This is a genomic window from Enterococcus sp. DIV1096b, from assembly GCF_050498765.1.
Taxonomy (GTDB): Bacteria; Bacillota; Bacilli; order Lactobacillales; family Enterococcaceae; genus Enterococcus_D; species Enterococcus_D entomosocium.
The window spans coordinates 1,785,898-1,804,798 of the sequence record NZ_JBMHEK010000001.1; the positions used below are offsets into that span (position 1 = coordinate 1,785,898).

Here is an 18,901-nt window from a genome sequence, read left to right on the forward strand (position 1 = left end):
CTTGTCTCGGACTATTGGGACATTCCTAATTGCTCGATTTTCATTTCCTTTTGAAATTCTCAGATTTCTTGTGAACTTTTCAGAAGACTCCACTCATAATTTCATTCGTGCCTAATGGGATTATTTTTTCATTCACGCTTGCTTTTTAGGAAGAAACGTTATGATGATTTTACTTGCTAGGAGGTGTGAAAAATCGAACTTATCGGACATCTGATCTTCTGGGTCCCATTTTGTCTTTTTCTAGTGATTGGATCGTTTTTCATACAATGGCGGAAACGTTTCGTTTCAACCCTTATTGCAGCGATCCCGTTTCTCTTTTTTATGATAAAAATATTCAATTATCGGCATTATGAGCCGGATTTTATTTTCATCATCTATTTGATCGGACTCTTCTTGTCATCGATCGTACTGATTGTTGCTGTCCGTCGGCTTTCAAAAAAAGCCTAAACCTAGGGTTACTAGAAAACAAAGACATTGCTTAAATGAAACCCAGCCTAACTTTAAGGTTCATTTAAGGTTGGCAGACTATAGTCAATACGGACATAATAATTTAGAGCCTGTGCTAGCGGAAACTAGCGCAGGCTTGTTTGTTTATTTATAGAAAATAGGACAAATCGCTAGCAGGTGTGGGGTAGGCAAAAATCATTTGTGCCAGTGCTTCTTTCGATAGCTGATTTTCCAACACAAAAACGAAGTGGTTGATCAACTCATCCGCCAATGCAGAAAAAATCGTGACAGCAACGATTGTATCAGATGTGTCATAAACCAATTTGATTTTTGCCTCTTGATCATTGATTCGTCGATAGGTGTACCAAGAAGAAAGATCCATCACCTCGCTATGATATTCTGAGGCATGATCGGCAATCTCTTGCTCACTGATTCCGATTCTTGCCAGTTTTTCCGCACCAAAAACCAGCGTAGGGATTAGCGGATAGCGGATGGGCGTTTTCTGGTCATCTATATGCTCGACAAGATAGGCGGCTTCAAAGCTAGCAACAGGCGTCAGTTTTGGCTGCTTTTTCGCTAGCACATCTCCGATTGCGTAGATGTGTGTTTGACTAGTCTGCAAAAACTCATTTACAACGATCCCTTGTTTTGACGTTTCTACCCCTGCCTTTTCCAGTTGCAGCTGATCGCTATTGGGTCTGCGTCCCGTGGCACCAATCACTGCTTCTACGGTGAGAGACAACGCTTGTGTCTGAATTGTATAGTGGTTTTGTTCTTTCATGATTCGCTGTGTGTTCTGGTTAAAGTGAAACGAAACACCTTGGTCCTGCATTGAACGAACCATTTCTGCGGTCAATTCAGCATCAAATCCTTTTAGTGGCTGGTCATTATGATGAATCACATGAACTTCAGCACCTGCTGCTTGAGCGATCATCGCCAATTCGAAGGTAATATATCCAGCACCTATGAAAGCAATCGTTGCTGGCATCTTTTCAAAGGAAAGAAAATCAGTACTGTTTTGTAAATGCTCCTTGCCGACGATTGGTAGTACGGCTGGACGCTGTCCTGTCGCAATGATTATTTTTTCTGCTTGAATCTCTTCGGCGTCCACGACGACCGTATGGGCATCACGAAAAGCGGCTTGTCCGTAGTAAGTAGTGATTCCTTCTGCTAGTAACCCTTGTTTGGTTGACTCCGGCACACGATCAGTATACGAGCGCTTAAACGCCATCAGTGCCGGCCAATCAATGGCTACCTGCCCTTGAACGCCATTGCCTTGCATACGTTTCGCCTCTGTTTTGACTTCTACGCCTCGCATCAGTAGTTTTTTCGGATCGCACCCGCGATTGGGGCACGTGCCACCCCATAAATCAGCTTCGACGATCGCCACTGTCTTTCCTTTGGCTTTTAACCCGTAGGCAGCAGCCGTACCAGCTGGACCCGCTCCGATAATCAGTACATCCACCTTTTTCATCTGTCTCCTCCTTCTCTTAAAAAAATCCTGCTCTTTCTCTTCCCTTCAAGTATAGCGAATCACGGTCAGCCCACAAAACAATTCGCCTTTAACGGCTCCTGCGAATGATCACAATCATCCCTTAAAATTGCGTTTGATATGGTATACTTTTCTTGTCAGTTTAACGACAAAGGAGAATGAATGACTGTGAGTTTTAAACGTTTTTTCAGCTCTTTCTTTTTTATTTCCTCTCGATTCTGGTGGCCTATGGCCTGATTGCGTTTCTAGCAGTAGATAACTTTTGGCTGGTCGTCTGTTTGATGACAATTGTCGGCTATCTCACCTTGGGTATCCCACTAACCTTATTGAGTTTAAAGAAGAAAAAATAAGACAACAGACAAAGACACCAGCAACTTCTCTAAGAAGCTGGTGTCTTTCCACATTGATGCGATTATCCTAATACAATCTGGGCATCTGCCAATGCTTTTTCCACTACTTCCATCACCAGCTTGCTATGTGCAAGGCGTTCCTTGACAAAGGCATGATCATTTTCGTGAATGGCTTGTGCAAAACGGGCAAATTCTTCAAACATACGATGTCCGTGAACGCTTTGATCCTGATGGCTTTTTGCCCCATTGACCGGTTCAACGTCATAGCTGGCAAGCATATTCGTCGGTCCATTGACGATGATCGATCCTTTCGTCCCTTGGATCGTTGAGCGAATCGTCGCTGTCGAATCTTTGGCGCCAATACAAACGACTTTTGTTTGTTCATAGTCTAAAAACAGCATGCCAGAAGTATCGATCCCCTCTTCGACATTAGCAAAATAGCGGACACTTTTAGGTTTTCCTAAAAGCCCGACCACAAAATGAATATTATAGATATTGATATCCATCAATGCCCCACCACCCATTTTTGGGTTAAATGCAGGTAAAACGGTTCCCTCTTTGAATGAATCATAACGAGAAGAATATTGCGAATAGTTGCATTCAATCACTTTCAGCTCTCCCAATGTTTCAAGCTGCGCTTTTATTCCTTGGTAGTTGGCTAAGTACTGATTCGTGATGGCTTCCATCAAAAGCACCCCATGGGCAGCAGCCAATTCTGTTAATTCTACTAATTCTCGTGCCTGCAACGTAAATGGCTTTTCACAAATGACGTGTTTGCCAGCGAGGATCGCTTCTTTGGCAAAGGAATAATGCAAATGATTGGGCAATGCGACATACACGGTGTCAACGGAGGGATCCGCCAAACATGCCCCTAACTCTGTATAGACGGTTTGAATCCCGTATTGCTGTTTTAAGTGATTCATTTTCTCTAAATCATTTTCTGTCCCAAAAATAGCGGACAGTTCAAGCTGCGGGACATCCCCTGCCACCGTCAAAAAATCATGGACGATCATGCCTGCCCCTAAAATCGCTAAGTTCATCTTGCTTCCCCTTTTCTATCTTCTTAGATCATTTGTTTCAATACCTCGATGATCACTTTATGATCCTCTAAATGGGCCAAACCTGACACACAGATAGCACCAGTGACTTCTCTATCTTCGATAATTGGAAAACCACCACCACAAACTGCATAATGTTCGTCTTGTGCCCATTTAGCAAATTGTATATCTCTATTTTTTTGCGCATAGACGTATAGTGAACTATGCCCGCTTTCTAGTACCGTTCGTTCTTTTCTTTCAAGCCAAGGGCTCTCTTTCCGCCCTGCCATTAAAAATCGAATGATCGGCAAGCCATGATGAACAACTTTGATCCCTACAGGCTTCGGGTAGTTCCTTTTAACGTACTGATCGATGGCAATAACCAACCGCAATGCGAGGTCATTGTCAAAATGAGCAAACTGCAGCTGCTGTTCTTCTTGCAGGATTTCTGAAGGTTCGATTCGTATCTACTCCTTTTCGTTGAGTCAGTTGATGCCTCCAGGCGCTTTGTTTGTCAAAAGCCCCATAATCACCCTGCCTTATGACTCAGTGATCACTTGATTGATGCCTGTTTCTAGCATTTCGATTTGTAAAATCGTTTCTTCGTCTTTCACGATTTTCTCTTTGCCATGGATGATCGTTTCATAGACGCCCTCATACACACGGCTATAATCACCAATTTCAGAGATGACTTTTTCTTCATGGTAGTCACCGTTAGCATCCATATAAGTTAGTGTGCCATAGTGTTCCGGTAAATCGATCCCAAAATCGGCATGATCCGGGAGATAAAACTGTTTTAGATGCTCTTCTTGTCGATCCTTCGTTTGTTTAACAAAAACGCCGTTTTCACCATAAACAACGAAACTAGGCCGTTCTTTTAATCGGAAGTAACTAGATTTGACTGAGACTTTCATTCGACCATAAAACAGATCCAAATCGAAGTAATCATTCATGCGATTTTTTCCAAGCAATTGCCGAACCTCATAATGGACATCGTCTGGTTGCCCAAAATAGGAGATCACTTGATCCAGTGTATGACAAGCGTGTCCATACAAGTAGCTAGTATTCAGTGAAAATTCGGTCACTGACCGTGGAATCTCTGGGCGAAAATAATCATAATGCATCTCTACTTCTAAGAGATCTCCGAGCACGCCGCTTTCGATCACTTTTTGCGTGGTCAAAAAATCAGAATCAAAGCGTCGATTTTGATAGCATTGCACAAACAAGCCTTTTTCCTGCGCCAGTGCGAACAATTCCTTTGCTTGTGCCGAGGTTTCCGTAAAAGGTTTTTCGATCAAGACATTTTTCCCATGGAGCAAGACATCCTTGCCTAATTTATAATGCAAATGACTAGGGGTCGTGACCACAACTAATTGAATTTCAGGATCACGGTAAATATCCTCTAAGTCAGAGGTGTAATGAACGTCTTCCAGTGTTGGCCAGGTCAGCTTGCCGCTTGGAGAATAGATCGTCTTTACTTTGATCTTATCCTGTAGCTTGGTTGAAAAAGGCAGATGGTAGCGATTGGTGCTTTTTCCGTTTCCGAGATATGCGATAGTTAACATTGTAACGCCTCCTATGAATTGATAGCTTGATTATTGATGAAATCCTTCGAAATGGGAAGTCTTTTGCCAAAAACAGGTTCTTTTGACCAGACTTTTTCGCAAACTGTTGAGTGGTTCTGAACATTTTTACCAAATTGCCAAAAAGGCACAGTTTTTGCTTTTGGTTTTCTTTGTCCTAGGCTATGATTAGAAAGAGGTGGTTTGATGTTATTAGGAGATAAATTACGGCTTCAAGAAGGATTGACCAATACGGAGAAACGGATTGCCGGTTATATTTTGCAAAATATCAATGATGTGCCTTCGTTGACGATTGAAGTCATCGCCAAGCATACGTACACATCCCACTCTTCCGTCATTCGTCTAGCCAAAAAGATGGGTTATGAAGGATTTAAAAGTTTTCGCTTAGGTCTGGCTGAAATTGCCCATAATCAGATGTTCAATCCAACCTTTGTTGACGCGAATTTTCCCTTTTCGCCCAAGGATCAAACACCTGATATTTTGAAAAAAATGGCCGATCTAACGATCAACTCGATCCACAAAACTCATGCTCAGGTTGCCCCAGAAACGATGGAAGCAGTGGTGCAATCGTTGGAAGCTGCGCAGCGGATTTTCTTATTTGCTCGCGGTGATTCTCAGATCCGGGCAAGAAGTTTTCAAAATAAGTTGGTCAAAATCAATAAGTATCTGATTATTGCGGATGAATATGGGGATGATGCGTGGAATGCATCGAACGTCACGCAAAATGATTGTGCCGTGTTTATTACCTACCGTGGGAAAAATACGCAATACGAAAAAATCATGCAGCACTTACGTGATGTCGGGGTACCGGTGATCGTAATCTCTGGCAACGCCCATGCGAAAATCATCCCATTAGCGACCCATGCGATCATCGCTTCTCATGATGAACGTGATTTTCTCAAAGTCGGTACCTTTTCTTCACAGGTCGCCTTTGAGTATATTTTAGATTCACTGTTTGCCTTGCTGTATGCCAAAGAATATCAAAAAAATATTGTCGAGTTAAGAAAAAAACAATCTGTTTTGGAATCAGGGATTCTCTCAGAATACCCGTCAACTGAAGAAAAGAGGGAAATGAAATGATCAATTGGGGAATTATTGGTGCCGGAAATATCGCCAATCGCTTTGCTGCAAGTTTAGAAAATTTTCAAGATGCCCAGCTTTATGGGGTTGCTTGTCGTACGATGGAAAAAGCGCAAGCGTTTCAAGCAAAATTTCCGTGTGATGCCGTCTTTGATAACTACCAAAACCTATTAGATGATCCAGCTATCGATATCGTTTATATTGCTTTGCCGCATTTGTATCACTATGAATGGATCATCAAAGCCTTTCAAGCAAAAAAAGCTGTTTTATGTGAAAAACCAGCAACCTTGACTGCACAAGAAATGCGCGATGTACAAAAACAAGCCCAAGCACACGAAGTCTTCTTTATGGAAGCCATGAAGCCACGCTTCACCCCAGCGTATCGCAAACTAAAAGAACTTGTGGATGGTGGTCATATCGGTGAGCTAACAAGTGTCACGACTACTTTTCGCCGCCATTTACCAGTCGAAGTCAGTTCTTACCATTATCTGCCAAAACAAGGGGGTGCTTTACTGGATATGGGGATCTATAACTTAGCCTTTATCCAAGATTTTTCACCAGAAAATTTAACTGCCGAAATAATCGATTACAGCCTTTATGAAACTGGGGTTGATACCTATGTTGAAGCACGCTTTGTCAGTGAAGACTTTGTTGCAGTGATTGAGACTGGATTTGACCAAACAAAAGAGACGGTGGCGGAATTACAAGGAACAAAAGGGAAAATCACGATCCCCAACTTCCATCGCCCCGCTTCTTTTACCGTGACGATTGACCAAGAAGACACGGTCTATGATATTGGGTACGAGATCGATGATTTCCATTCAGAGATTCAAGCAGTTCACACCGCTCTTGCACAAGGACAACTCGAAAATTCCCTGATGTCCTTAACGGATAGTATTGCCTGTATCGCTTTAGCAGATGAACTAAGAAGCTTGCTAGATGCGGAAAAAAAAGACAATTAAGATCATGCCCCATCGTTTTTGAATAGAACTGACCAGTGGCTACCACTCGGTCAGTTTTTTGTATCAAAAATTGAGCGCTTTCTTTGACGGTATCGAAATGGTTATATTATATTTATTGAGTATATTTTTATACAAATAGAAAAAGAAAGGAAAACGCCCATGACACCAGAAATTATTACTTATCTTATTTGTTTATTGACCTTCGCTTATCTAGCTGTGACGATTTTTACTTTTGTAAAAAATCGCCGGACAGGTGACGGTTATCGCCTCCGAATTTTTTACGTGCTGGCAGCAGCCCTCGTCTTTTTGCTTTCCGTTTATGCAATCGCTACCGGTCAAACCTATGACGACTTGGTTACATCGATAAATGATCTTTTTCAATAAAACACCGTTGGCACGAAGCCCTGCGGATCTCTTCGTTTTTGAACCTCTGGTTGAGGGAAGGATCAAAACGGAAACGAGCCAATGAAAGACTGCTCTTCGATGGCTTTTTCATCAGGACCTTCTATACCGAATCAATGTCTTTCAACAAATGATGTCTGACTTTTTATGGAGTGTGCATGCTCATTCAGCTTAAAGAAGCGAAGCTTTCCGATTTACTTTCTATCTACTTGATACAAAAAGCTGCCTTCAAATCTCTCTTTCTCCGTTATCAAGATGGAGAAACTTCTCCCTATTTACAAAGTTTTGAGAAGCTAAACGCAAAGTTTTCTGCGTCGAATACCACTTATTATTTAATCATGACCGCTCAGAAAACCGTGGGCTTCCTAAAACTGACGGTTGAGCAGGAGCATACGACGAAGCTATCTTCCATCGCCCTTCTTCCCTCCTACGAGAACCGCGGGATCGGTAGACAAGCAATGACCTTGATTGAAAGGAACGTACAAACAGATACGATACATTTGAATACGATCCTGCAAGAACCCAAGCTGGTTCACTTTTATCATTCTTTGGGGTATTCCCCAACAGGCAGGTTTCAAAGCACCTCTTCAGCAATCTGCTTTGTCTCCTTTACGAAAAAAATTGCTGCGAAATAAAAAAGCCATCTCGCCTTTCATCGGCAGAGATGGTTTTTCTATCAATTGCCATCCTTTACAGCAATCATTTTATTGGTCCTGCAAGGTGTCATCGGTTTTTTTACGCAATCGCGGAATCTCTTTCACATTCATTAAATCTAAAAAGAAAGTAAACAATGGGATCCCAATGATCAAGCCCCACAAACCAAAGAGATGTTCGCTAAGATACAGGAGAATAAACGTGTAAAACATCGGAATCTCTGTTTTATTGGCCATCAAGCGGGGATTTAAGATATAGGATTCCAACGCATGAACAAATACTATGATCAAAAGAATATAGATCACGTCATTAAATCCGCCGATGGAATAGGCAATAAACGTCAATGGAATACACGAGATGATCACACCAGCAACAGGAATCAAGCTGAGAAAGAAAATCATCAACGCCAAACTCAACAGCTGCGGAAAGCCCATCACCGCTAAGGCGAAGACAGTGATTGCTGTATTAACTAAGGCGATCACCAACTGCGTCTCAATCACATTTCCGAAAGCCCGCGTAAACTTAGCTCCTAAATAGTAAACATCTTCAAAGAACCACGCCCCTCGCCCTTGCAAAAATAGCCGAGAAAACGCAACGGTCTTTTTGTTATCGATCATAAAGAAGAAACTAAGCAGAAATGAGATCAGCACCGTCAATGCCAACTCACCGAAATTATACAGATAATTGATCACGACTAGAACGCCGCTTTGTAATTTCTGAATATATTCACTGGTTTGCAATAAATTCAAGACATATTCGATCAATTCATTATTGGAGTCTGTCCGTTGGTAGAAATCAGCAACGGAATTGACTAATTGGACGGATTGTTTGATGATGATTGGTACATAATTTGTTGCTACTAAATAAAGAATAAAAACAATCAAGCTGTAAGTCAAGATGCTCGTAAGCTTAATGGGCAGATGACTTTTTCGATGGAGCAAAAGAACCAGCCGATAAATCAGATACGTAAAGATAAAGGTCAGCAAAAGAATGGTCATCATACTGCGAAACAAAAAAAGAATGCCCGCAAGCATAAACAGGACCGTCCAGCGCCGCAACACAAGATTTTGAAGAAAAGCATTATAGTATTTCATCTGTAACTCCTTTATTCGTTGCAATGGAGCAACGAAGCATTTCAGTAGTGCCTAAGAATTATCTAATCATTAAACTATGCAAATAGCAAGAGATTTTATTTTTCTTAATCGAGCGAAAAAATGAAACAAAAAATCCTTAGAAGAATCGTTGGCTTTCTTCTAAGGAAAAGAGTTATTGGTAAACGGTCTTTCCTTCGTTTACGGGTAAAACCGAGTTGATGGACAATAAAAAGAAGCTGGCAGCCAACAGATCAGCACTGCCGCCTGGAGACACATTTTCTGACTGGCAGAAGGCTGCTAGTGCATGAAATGCTGGGTTCGGCAACGCTTGCTGATTGGCTTTTTGTGCGAGTTGCTGAACCAGTGCCAGTACCTCTTGATTGCTGCGGTATAAAATACACGTATCGTCCAGTGTAGCGATGATCGCCAACAGCATGTGGAGCCTTTTTTCAGTCTCATTGGAACAATCCCGAGAAAAATAATCCGCTAGAGCGATTTGAACATGGGGGAACCCAGCAGCAGCTTCCCCATACGCACCGAGATGTCCATATTTGGCTTGAACAGTTTTGCCATGACTTTCCGTTTGTTGAGTCAGCGCACGATCAGGAAATGCAGTGAGAAGCTGGATGTCAGAAAAGACTTCTGGCAAAAAAATCCGCTGTTTGCGACTAAGTTGGCTACTGACGGCGCTGATGAGCAAGCCTAATGCCCAAATGGCTCCTTTATGAGTGTTGATGCCACCAGTGGCTGCCAACATCGCCTGTTCTGCCTTCCGACCGATTGCAGCGATTGCTTCCCGCAACTCTTGAGACATGCTGCTTCCCCAAGACACCAAGGCCATTTCTTCAAAGTATGGCGTCAATGCTCGAGCTGATCGCAGAAAGAGTGCTTGATCCATATCGTGATGGGCACCTGAATCAATGGCATCCACTAACCCAGGTTTTGGGGACAATGTCACTTCTGCAATCAAGGCTTCTTCTACCAATTGGGCGAGTCGTCGACAATTTTCTTCTACAGCAAATGCAAACATCCAACTCCTCCTCTATTTTTTGATTTGACCTTTGATCGTTACCCATAAAACATGCAAAACATAGCTTGTTAAAAAACCACAGCTGGCAGTTGCCAAATAAGCGACGATGATCATGATGGCCATTGGCAGTTGCAGCAACAAATCTTTGAAGCATAGGAACAAAACTTGAAAGACAAAAACATTGGCAAGATAGGTTCGATACGCATAAGTAGATAGCCACTTAAATGTCCCTAACTGAGGGGCATTGTTCTTGATCATAGTTGACCCAAACATAAAGACTGCAAAAATCAATACTAAGCTATATAAGCTTTGCAATGTATTTAAATACGGTGCATGAGCGAAACTTAGATCACCTGCATAATGTAGCAGATGATTGGCAGATAATAGCCCCAATGCTAAACCCACTGGCAAGAAAGCATAGCGAATCTTGTATAGGAAGCGATAGACGGTTTCGTGATAAATCAAAGCGGCTTCGCCATAGATCCCATAGATCACAAAGCTAAAGACAAACCGATCCAATAAATACCAGCTTTCATGATGCGGTCCTTCAAAAACTTGGCGATCATAAAACACATACCAAGCGACATACAAAGCAGTTGCGACGATCAATACTGGCCAAACAGCTTTTTTCTTCGTCAACACTTTGTAGCCTAACCAGACAAAAAACGGCATCAACAATTGGATCTGCAGCATCATGATCGTATACCACAAGTGTGGCGCCGCATCCCCCGTCACATATTTCAGTAAAAACGTTGCTGTATCAGTATAAGGTTTTCCTTGTTGGACAGCGGGAAAGAGCCATAAATAAGCCGTCGTCCAAAGCACATATGGCACGACAAGTTCAAAAAACTTTTCTTTCAAAAATTCTAGATAAGACAGATGTTGACTTGTCTTAACCATGTTATAAACAATAGCAAAAATAAACAGGGGTGCGGTAAATTTCACCAAGACATAAAAGGTACCGATGAATGCTGCAGTCTTTTCATCTTGGGTATTGGATAAGGCAAAAGTCAAAATCGTTTGCATCATTACTGCTGTCACGGCAAATACTTTTTGGAAATCACTGATGTTGATTTTTAAATCGTTGTTCTCAAACATGTTTTTCGCTCACTTTTCTAATAATTACCAAATCTCAGTGGTGAGTTTTGGCCCTTCGTCTGTTTTTACTAAGATTTTTTTTGATGGATGTTCCAAATACTCCTTTAAGGCAAATCCGCCTTGTTTTGTGATAACTTGAACATCGATCTGTTGAAAAAAGGCTGCCTGCTTTTCCAATAGTTCCAGTGGCAGCTTTTCTTTCGTGTCGGCATAAAGCAACAGATCTAAATCACTTGTCGGCTTGATTGCTGCCTGTTTTGCAGCCAATTCAAAACCCAAGCTGCCACCGATTCCCCAAGAATAGTGCTTCAATAAAAGCCGTGCTTGTTGATAGTTGCGGTAAACTGGATAATTGGCTACTTCATTGAATCGAAAGCTCTCACGAGTGATCAATTCCCAAGGATGGATCGTTCGTTTGATCATGTTGCAGGGTGCCTCAAAGGCAAACCGTTCTTGCCGCTTTTCCCCGCGCAACCCCACTGGTAAATAGCTGGGGTTACGGGGTTTCCCACGACGGACGGTCGCAAAAAGCTGTTCTTTTTCAGAAAACCATTTGGGAATATCAATCATATCAAGAACTTCTTTATCTAATTGAACGATATCGTGGGCACGGTTCATTCGTTACTCATTCCATTCTGCATTCATTTTTTCAAATACGTTATTCGTTTCCAGCCGGCCGCTCTTTTTAGCGATCGGATTGGTGTAGCGACTGGTCAACATCGTGTCATTCGTTTTACGCACATCATCAATCGCCTCATTGATCGCTTCAATTACAGTCGCTTTGCTTTCAGAGGTGACAGACTGATCCGTAATGGAGGATAAGAAAGTGAAGATTGCCCCAAGTTTCGTATAATTTTTGATATCATAAGCAATACTTGGTACTTTTTCCGCAGCGGCTTCAATCGCGGCAATCGACCGTTTGGTGACCCGACTTGCACTTTCTTTTGACATTGCCTGAACAGTGATTTTTTCACTATATAGTGCGATCAGACGACTTGATTGCAAGCCATGCGCTAAGAAAGCCCCAGAGATCGCATTACCAGCGATAAAACCGATCACTGGATGACCCGCTTGGCGTAGTTTGGCATAAGCTGCCGCACTGTTTGCTAAAGCTGCATGAATACCAATCAATTCTTCATTGTAGCCATACGCTTGGCTAGGGACATCGATGACCGCAATGATTGGTCGTTTGACTGCTTTCTCTTTGTCTTCTTGATAAACAGTTTCTAACAGGTGGCCCATCTCATACCCTTCGACTAAACCAACTTCTCCCTTGCGTACCCGATACATCGGATTAGTTGGGTTTGGCACGATCGCTGTAACAACGACTTCTTCAGTAAAAAGGTCAGATGCAGCTGCATAGACAGTTGCACTAGTTGAGGTTGGGAATTGCAGATTCGTCAATGCTGAAAACCAGTGATAACCGATACTGTCAGCAGCAGCTTCTTTGCCTTCTGTTACAGTAATAGGTGCCACTCCAGTTGCTTTATGCGCTGCAAGAGCCTTATTGTATGCCTCGATAGTCAGCGGCTTTGATAGATCAAGTTCGTTTAAAAGAGAAAGATAAAAACCACTTTTTTCGCTGCGATGACTGTCTTTCTTTTTAACCATCGCCGCAATCACAGCTTCTTGGATCGATTCGACACTGTCAGTCACTAGTTCATCGATCATTTGTGCTGCCAAACGTTGTTTGGCGCCAATGGTGTTCCAAATCAAATCTTTATCACTGGAATCAAATTCTCTCACGCCAGCTTCTTGTTCGATGACTTCAGGACCGTTCAAACCGATACGGGCTTTCTTCGTCGCTATCAAGTAGCTCATAAGTGCTGAGGTAATCGACATACCGCCAAAAGAACCCACCCGACCTGGCACTAAGCCAATCACTGGCACATACGATTTTATTGCAACGATCAAATTGCCGATTTCTGCAATCGACAATAAGCCGTAATTCGCTTCTTGGAGGCGTACGCCACCAGTATCGAGGATGATGATCGGTGTGATCGGATTGCCCTTTTGGTTTTCTTCCAACACATGAGTCAATGCCGCGATGATTTTAGCACCAGAAACTTCACCGATCCCGCCACCTTGGAATTTTCCTTCCATAGCGATCACGACCACGTTTTCTCCAGAAATCGTTCCACGGCAAACAACGATCCCATCATCGCTTTGTGGCACGATGTCTTGAGCCACCAGATTGGGTGCGATCATTTGGTCGAATGGATCGATCAATTCACGACCGCTCTTGGCATCCAATAATGCGTGCACCCGTTCTCGGGCATTTAATTCTACAAAACTATTCTTCATCTGCTAGTTCCTCCATTGCTTGGGTTAATCGTAGGTAAACCACACCGGGAGTGGCGCCAAAGTCGTTGATCACTATTTGCGCACTGATTGGATAGCGCTCAAAAAAACGTGTCAAGACATTTTGCCACACATCGCCAAAGCCATCACTTCCTGTACAAACTGAAACGGTGGTTTCTTGTTTGTCCGTTGGAAAAAGCAGAATTTCCAAGTCACCAGAACCAACCACGCCAACATGGACTTTTTTGGTGACTGGTTTCGTTGTTTGATACGTATAAGCTAATTTTTCCATCTCTTCTTCTCTCCTCTTGCTCTTATTAAGACCACGTTCTGAATTTCATTGGCGGTTCATACAACCCATCGGACCATTCGATCAAATCATCAACGGTTTGAGCTGCTAGCAATGATCGTTTGGCATCACTGCGTTTGATCCCTAAGTCTTCTGGTAATTTCACGATTCCCGCTTTGCGCAAGGCATCCAGAGAAGCTTTTGTGCTGGTCATTCCTAGTGGGGTTACACCACCGATGGCTGCGATTGCTGCTTGTTTTTCCTCTTTTGAGTTTGCTTTATAAAGATAAGCGATGCCTTCTTCTGTCACGATATGCGTCGTATCTTCGCTATAGATCATAATTGGGGCATTGGCTAAACCAGCTTGCTTTTGGACAGCCAACGCATCTAACGTTTCTACAAAAACAGGTTTTTTATTGGAACCATACGTTTCAACCATTTGAACGACTAATTTTTGTCCTTTTGCTAAAGGATCTGTTTCATCCCGCAAGGATTGCCAAGCTGGAGTCGAATGCCGACGGCCCCCCGGATTATGCCCCATATTTGGTGCACCACCAAATCCAGATAAGCGGCCTTTCGTCACTGTAGAAGAATTTCCTTGATAATCCAGTTGTAAGGTCGAACCGATAAACATATCGATGGCATATTGACCTGCAGTTTGGGATAATGCTCGATTGCTGCGCATCGTGCCGTCTTTTCCGACAAAGAATACATCTGGACGAGCGGCAATGTATTTTTCCATACCAACTTCCCCACCAAAACTGTGGATGCTTTCGACCCAACCAGATTCGATAGCTGGAATCATCGTTGGATGAGGATTCAAGACCCAGTTTTTCGCTACTTTTCCTTTGATTCCAAGGGTTTCTCCATAGGTTGGTAAAAGTAACTCGATCGCAGCGGTATTAAAACCGATCCCATGATTCAACGATTGTACTTCATGTTCTGCATAGATTCCTTTTAATGCCATCATCGCCATCAAAATTTGTAATTCTGTAATGTTTTGCGGATCTCTCGTAAAGAGCGCTTCTAATTGATACGGTTGGTCTGCTACCACGACGACATCGATCCAATCGCTGGGAATGTCGACCCGCGGCAAACGATCGACCACTTCATTAACTTGGACGATCACAATCCCATCTTTAAAGGCTGCTGCTTCGACGATCGTTGGTGTTTCTTCCGTATTGTAACCTGTATAAAGATTTCCTTGGCGATCGGCTTTGTCCGCCGCCACAAGGACCACATTCGGAATCAAGTCGATAAATAAGCGACCATATAATTCCAAATACGTATGAATGTCCCCTAATTTCATGGTTTTGTCTTCAATCATTTGGGCAACGCGCGTACTTTGTGCGCCTGCATAAGAAAAATCGATTTTCGCTGCAATGCCTTTTTCAAATATCGTCAAATGTTCTGGACGGGAGATACTCGACATGATCATATGCAAATTGTTGACTTTTTGAGCATCGACTTGTTCTAAGCTTTTTGATAGAAAGCTTGCTTGTTTTTGATTGTCGCCTTCAAGGACCACTTTGTCTCCCGGACGGATCAACTGTTCTAAGACTTCAATGATTGCTTCCGTTGGGACATATTTTCCATCGAGAAGATGCTCGATTTTTTTCATGGTTTGGGCTTTCTTTTCACGTTTACTTGCCCAGTTTCTTGCAGGTTTTTCCATTGTATTCATCTCCATTTTTGATATAGGAATAAAGCATCATCCATGCCATGTTGATCCAAATTGATCACACGGATCGCTTTGTTTTCACCAAATTTTGCTTGGATCAGTTTTGTTAAGGTGTTGCCCGGAGGAAATTCAAGAGCCAAATCAAGTCCTGCTTCGTAGGCAACATCCATGATCTTGTTCCACTGCACCGGAAAAGCAATATTTTGCAGCAAATCACGACGGATCTCTTCAGGATTCATGGTCATCCGCCCATCTGTATTTTTGAGGTACGGACAGATAGGCACATCAAGGGATACCGTGTTCATAAATGGCGCAAACCGTTTCACGGGTTCTGTCATCAACACACAATGGGACGGCACAGGCACTGCTAAAAGTTTGGCGGTTTGCGCATGATAGTCTTTCGCTTGAGCCAGCGTCTTGCGCAAGCCTTTGAGATGACCAGAGATCGTATGCTGCATGGGGCAATTTTCATTTGACAAATAGACGGGAGCAGCAGGATCAAATGTTTTTGCCACGAGCGCTTCTGCTTCACTTCTCGTTACACCAACAAGTACCCCCATGGCATAATCAGTCGGATAGGCTTCTTTCATCAATGTCGCCCGATGATAGACCAAGCTAGCGGCATTTTCGAAACTTAAGCTTTCACAAGCTAACGCAGCGGAAAAAGCGCCAATCGAATGCCCCGCCACAAGCTGAGGTTGCACACCAGAGGCTTTCATCTGGTCCGTGTAAAAAGCCGCTTTTACTAAAATCGCCAACTGAATATAGACGGTATCTTGTTCGAGATTCTCCGATACACGGTGTAAATCAAAGCCTGTCGCCTGTTCTAGCCGATGGAAATAACTGGCAGGTACGTCTTCAAGCATCTTGCTGGTCTGACTGCCTTGTCCTGGGTATAAGAAACCTGTACTCATGAAACACCTCCTAAACAATTTCTCTTTCCTGTGTCATAATAACGGAAGTTTGTTATAATAAAAAATACCAGTTTCGTGAATATCCATAACCAAAAGGTATGGAAAGAGGAGTATCTGATGAACCTTGATCATTTACGCTACTTTAAAAAAGTAGCCGAATCGAAAAATATTACCCAATCTGCACAAGAATTATACATCTCACAACCTGCCTTGAGCCGTGCCATGAAACACCTAGAAAGTGAACTAGGCATTCCTTTGTTCTATCATGCCGGTCGGCATATCGAGTTGACGATGTTTGCTGAAGAATTTTATCCCTATGTCGTTGAGACGTTAGCACGTTTCGACGAAGGAATGAGTGCGATCCAAGCCTTAAATGGAAAAATGGTCCCTGCAGTGACGATTTACTCTGAAGTCGCTTCTGTTTCCTTGCCCAACTTGGTGGCGACATTCGTTGAAAAGCACCCTGAGATCCAACTTTCGATCAAGCAGCACGGCAGTAAGGAGACCAACAAAGAACAAGCCTTCTACATTACCTCTGAGCCAAAGAACGGCTTGACCAATCTGCCAATATTCACGGAACCCATCTTACTGGCGATCCCCAAAAAGCATCCCTTGGCAGAAAAAAAAGACTTGCAAGTTGCCGATATCCAACACGTGCCTTTGCTGATGCTGGTTGAAAACAGCCCGCTGCGTAGAACCATCGACGAAGCTTTTGAAGCAAAAAAAATCAGTTTGGCTATCGGTTCAACGACGGACGATCCAGCGACGCTGCGCTCCCTTATCAATCAAGGACTAGGAATCACGTTCTTTCCTAAAATTACTTGGGGCTATGAAGATCAGGCGCCTTTCGTTTTACGTGAACTAGCAGATTTCCCCTTATCAAGGACGATTTATTTAGCATCAAGCTTTACTAAAGGTCATCCCATGACAAAACTAATTGCAAAAACGTTGATTGAATTTTATCTTGGCTAAACAAAAAGAAGCGTCCATTCGCACGTTAGTTGTGCAAGCGGACGCTTCTTTTTTCTTTCCTATTTCCCCCGGTTGAATCATCGAATCGACCGTACATTCATTCACATTGATCTCTTCGATCTCTTTTGACTAGCCACAGTATTGGCTGCCAGTCAGGTGAGACCTCATAAGATTTGTTACACGCCTTCAAGTACGGCTGCCTTACCATCACTTATGCGTCAGGCAATTGATCGTATTCTTCATCACTGACTGCTTCTAACCATTCTGAAGCACCAGCAGTAATCGCTACATGGGCAAACCAACTATTTTTTGCTGCCCCATGCCAATGTTTGACCCCTTCCTTGATGACTACGACATCCCCAACAGTAAGTTTTTGCGGTTTCTTACCTGCTTCTTGGTACCAGCCTTCTCCTGAAGTCACCAACAACAATTGATACCCACCATCGATATGCCGATGCCAATTGTTGCGACAACCCGGTTCAAAGGTCACATTGCCAACGTTGACTGGAATCGCTGAATCAGCTACTAAAGGATTCAAGTAACTCTGACCGCTAAAATATTGCGCATAGGCATCATTTGTGTTGCCCAATAAAAAGATTCCTGCTTCTTTTGCTGCATCAGCTTTTGACATTTATTTTTCCTCCAATTCAGCTAGCTCTTCTTGATAAACCGTTTTGGCGATGTTAAAAGCAGACCAAGCTTTGGGCCAGCCAACATAGAAAGCCAGATGAGTGATTACTTCTGCAATTTCCTCTACAGTGATCCCGTTTTCCTTGCCAATCGTTAAATGGGCAGTCAACTGTTCAAAATTGCCACCGGAAATCAAGGCAGATATCGTCAATAAACTTCTCGTATGAGGAGCCAATTCTGCCTCACGTGACCAAACTTCACCAAATAACACATCATCATTCAGTTGCGCGAATTTCGGCGCAAAGTTGCCTAAGTTATCTCTTCCTGCTGTTTGTTTCTTGACCATATCGATCGACTCCTTCATCTATTTTAATGAAATGCTGATTTAACCAATTTCGAATAGCTGTATCCGCTTTCTCTATTCTTGAACCACGAACAGCTAATCCAGGATAAACAACTGCATCAGGACAAGTCTTTTTAAAGTCTTCAATGCTATTGCCGAATCCTGAGCCTTCATGAGTACAAAACGGAAAAATAATCTTCCCTTCCAATCGGTGATCTTTTAAAAAACTCGCTAGGATCATCGGGTATGTGCCCCACCAATTGGGAAAACCGATAAACAAGACCCGTTCTTTAAAAAACGCTGCCGATATCTCTTGATAGAAAGGGAAATCATTAGCCGCCTTTTCTTTTTTTGCTAGCTCGACCATTGCTTGATAGCTTTCAGGGTAAGGATAAGTCGGTTCAAGAGAATAAAGCGGGCATTGTAATTTCTCTGCTATTTTCTCTGCTAGAACCCGCGTATTTCCCACTATCAGCTTTTTTCGCTGCCCTTCAATAAGATTCTCCCCTGCTCGTGAATACACAAGTATTGCCGGCATTTTG

General features: G+C 42.8%; 20 protein-coding genes. 5 read left to right on the forward strand and 15 right to left on the reverse strand.

Annotated features, from left to right (window positions below; translation table 11 throughout):
* Window positions 1-595: 595 nt before the first annotated feature.
* From IGJ17_RS08515 to IGJ17_RS08530, 4 genes are all read right to left on the reverse strand, one after another.
* Window positions 596-1,921, reverse strand: coding sequence for a dihydrolipoyl dehydrogenase family protein (locus IGJ17_RS08515; RefSeq protein WP_008379964.1), 1,326 nt, complete (start codon window positions 1,919-1,921; stop codon window positions 596-598).
* A gap of 430 nt (window positions 1,922-2,351) precedes the next feature.
* Entirely contained in the window at window positions 2,352-3,329 is a 978-nt protein-coding gene (locus IGJ17_RS08520; protein WP_008379967.1) for a Gfo/Idh/MocA family protein, read from the reverse strand.
* Between the two features lie 23 nt (window positions 3,330-3,352).
* Window positions 3,353-3,793 (reverse strand): heme-binding protein, encoded by a 441-nt coding sequence (locus tag IGJ17_RS08525; RefSeq protein WP_429961628.1) that lies wholly within the window; start codon window positions 3,791-3,793, stop codon window positions 3,353-3,355.
* Between the two features lie 72 nt (window positions 3,794-3,865).
* Window positions 3,866-4,891, reverse strand: coding sequence for a Gfo/Idh/MocA family oxidoreductase (locus IGJ17_RS08530; protein ID WP_142437571.1), 1,026 nt, complete (start codon window positions 4,889-4,891; stop codon window positions 3,866-3,868).
* Between the two features lie 204 nt (window positions 4,892-5,095).
* Here IGJ17_RS08530 and IGJ17_RS08535 point away from each other — a divergent pair, with 204 nt between their 5' ends.
* From IGJ17_RS08535 to IGJ17_RS08550, 4 genes are all read left to right on the forward strand, one after another.
* Window positions 5,096-5,989, forward strand: coding sequence for a MurR/RpiR family transcriptional regulator (locus IGJ17_RS08535; RefSeq protein WP_142437572.1), 894 nt, complete (start codon window positions 5,096-5,098; stop codon window positions 5,987-5,989).
* Window positions 5,986-6,951, forward strand: coding sequence for a Gfo/Idh/MocA family protein (locus tag IGJ17_RS08540; RefSeq protein WP_005235903.1), 966 nt, complete (start codon window positions 5,986-5,988; stop codon window positions 6,949-6,951). Before IGJ17_RS08535 ends, IGJ17_RS08540 begins: the two co-directional genes overlap by 4 nt.
* 159 nt (window positions 6,952-7,110) lie before the next feature.
* Window positions 7,111-7,335, forward strand: coding sequence for a hypothetical protein (locus IGJ17_RS08545; protein ID WP_005235901.1), 225 nt, complete (start codon window positions 7,111-7,113; stop codon window positions 7,333-7,335).
* Window positions 7,336-7,511: 176 nt separating this feature from the next.
* A complete protein-coding gene (locus tag IGJ17_RS08550) occupies window positions 7,512-7,988 on the forward strand; it encodes a GNAT family N-acetyltransferase (protein WP_016611801.1) in 477 nt (158 codons plus the stop codon).
* Between the two features lie 69 nt (window positions 7,989-8,057).
* Here IGJ17_RS08550 and IGJ17_RS08555 read toward each other — a convergent pair whose 3' ends face one another.
* The 8 genes from IGJ17_RS08555 to IGJ17_RS08590 all read right to left on the reverse strand — a co-directional run bounded on the left by IGJ17_RS08555 (window position 8,058) and on the right by IGJ17_RS08590 (window position 16,414).
* Entirely contained in the window at window positions 8,058-9,101 is a 1,044-nt protein-coding gene (locus IGJ17_RS08555; protein ID WP_008379977.1) for an AI-2E family transporter, read from the reverse strand.
* A 172-nt stretch (window positions 9,102-9,273) separates the two neighbouring features.
* Window positions 9,274-10,131: a triphosphoribosyl-dephospho-CoA synthase gene (locus IGJ17_RS08560; RefSeq protein ID WP_142437573.1), complete on the reverse strand. Its 858-nt coding sequence runs from the start codon at window positions 10,129-10,131 to the stop codon at window positions 9,274-9,276.
* Between the two features lie 12 nt (window positions 10,132-10,143).
* Window positions 10,144-11,229 carry an acyltransferase family protein gene (locus IGJ17_RS08565; protein ID WP_142437574.1) on the reverse strand — a complete coding sequence of 362 codons (1,086 nt, stop codon included), beginning with the start codon at window positions 11,227-11,229 and terminating at the stop codon, window positions 10,144-10,146.
* Between the two features lie 24 nt (window positions 11,230-11,253).
* A complete protein-coding gene (locus tag IGJ17_RS08570; RefSeq protein ID WP_005231351.1) occupies window positions 11,254-11,847 on the reverse strand; it encodes a malonate decarboxylase holo-ACP synthase in 594 nt (197 codons plus the stop codon).
* A gap of 3 nt (window positions 11,848-11,850) precedes the next feature.
* Window positions 11,851-13,533 carry a biotin-independent malonate decarboxylase subunit beta gene (gene mdcD, locus IGJ17_RS08575; RefSeq protein WP_244731686.1) on the reverse strand — a complete coding sequence of 561 codons (1,683 nt, stop codon included), beginning with the start codon at window positions 13,531-13,533 and terminating at the stop codon, window positions 11,851-11,853.
* Entirely contained in the window at window positions 13,523-13,822 is a 300-nt protein-coding gene (locus tag IGJ17_RS08580) for a malonate decarboxylase subunit delta (protein WP_005226050.1), read from the reverse strand. The genes mdcD and IGJ17_RS08580 overlap by 11 nt, the downstream gene beginning before the upstream one ends.
* Window positions 13,823-13,847: 25 nt before the next feature.
* Complete coding sequence (gene mdcA / locus IGJ17_RS08585; RefSeq protein WP_015509676.1) at window positions 13,848-15,494, reverse strand: malonate decarboxylase subunit alpha; 1,647 nt, start codon at window positions 15,492-15,494, stop codon at window positions 13,848-13,850.
* A gap of 5 nt (window positions 15,495-15,499) precedes the next feature.
* The gene (locus tag IGJ17_RS08590; protein ID WP_218193061.1) at window positions 15,500-16,414 is read right to left on the reverse strand and encodes an ACP S-malonyltransferase; all 915 of its coding nucleotides are present in this window, start codon (window positions 16,412-16,414) and stop codon (window positions 15,500-15,502) included.
* Window positions 16,415-16,531: 117 nt separating this feature from the next.
* Between IGJ17_RS08590 and IGJ17_RS08595 the strand changes: the two genes are divergently transcribed.
* Entirely contained in the window at window positions 16,532-17,386 is an 855-nt protein-coding gene (locus IGJ17_RS08595; RefSeq protein WP_429961245.1) for a LysR family transcriptional regulator, read from the forward strand.
* A gap of 211 nt (window positions 17,387-17,597) precedes the next feature.
* On the opposite strand, the gene IGJ17_RS08600 is transcribed toward IGJ17_RS08595, so the two are convergent.
* The 3 genes from IGJ17_RS08600 to IGJ17_RS08610 are packed head-to-tail and all read right to left on the reverse strand — an operon-like array spanning window position 17,598 to window position 18,897.
* Window positions 17,598-18,017, reverse strand: a complete 420-nt coding sequence (locus IGJ17_RS08600) for a cupin domain-containing protein (RefSeq protein WP_008379994.1) — start codon at window positions 18,015-18,017, stop codon at window positions 17,598-17,600.
* Window positions 18,018-18,362: a carboxymuconolactone decarboxylase family protein gene (locus IGJ17_RS08605; protein WP_016611809.1), complete on the reverse strand. Its 345-nt coding sequence runs from the start codon at window positions 18,360-18,362 to the stop codon at window positions 18,018-18,020.
* Window positions 18,331-18,897, reverse strand: coding sequence for a flavodoxin (locus IGJ17_RS08610; protein ID WP_016611811.1), 567 nt, complete (start codon window positions 18,895-18,897; stop codon window positions 18,331-18,333). The genes IGJ17_RS08605 and IGJ17_RS08610 overlap by 32 nt, the downstream gene beginning before the upstream one ends.
* Between the last annotated feature and the right edge of the window lie 4 nt (window positions 18,898-18,901).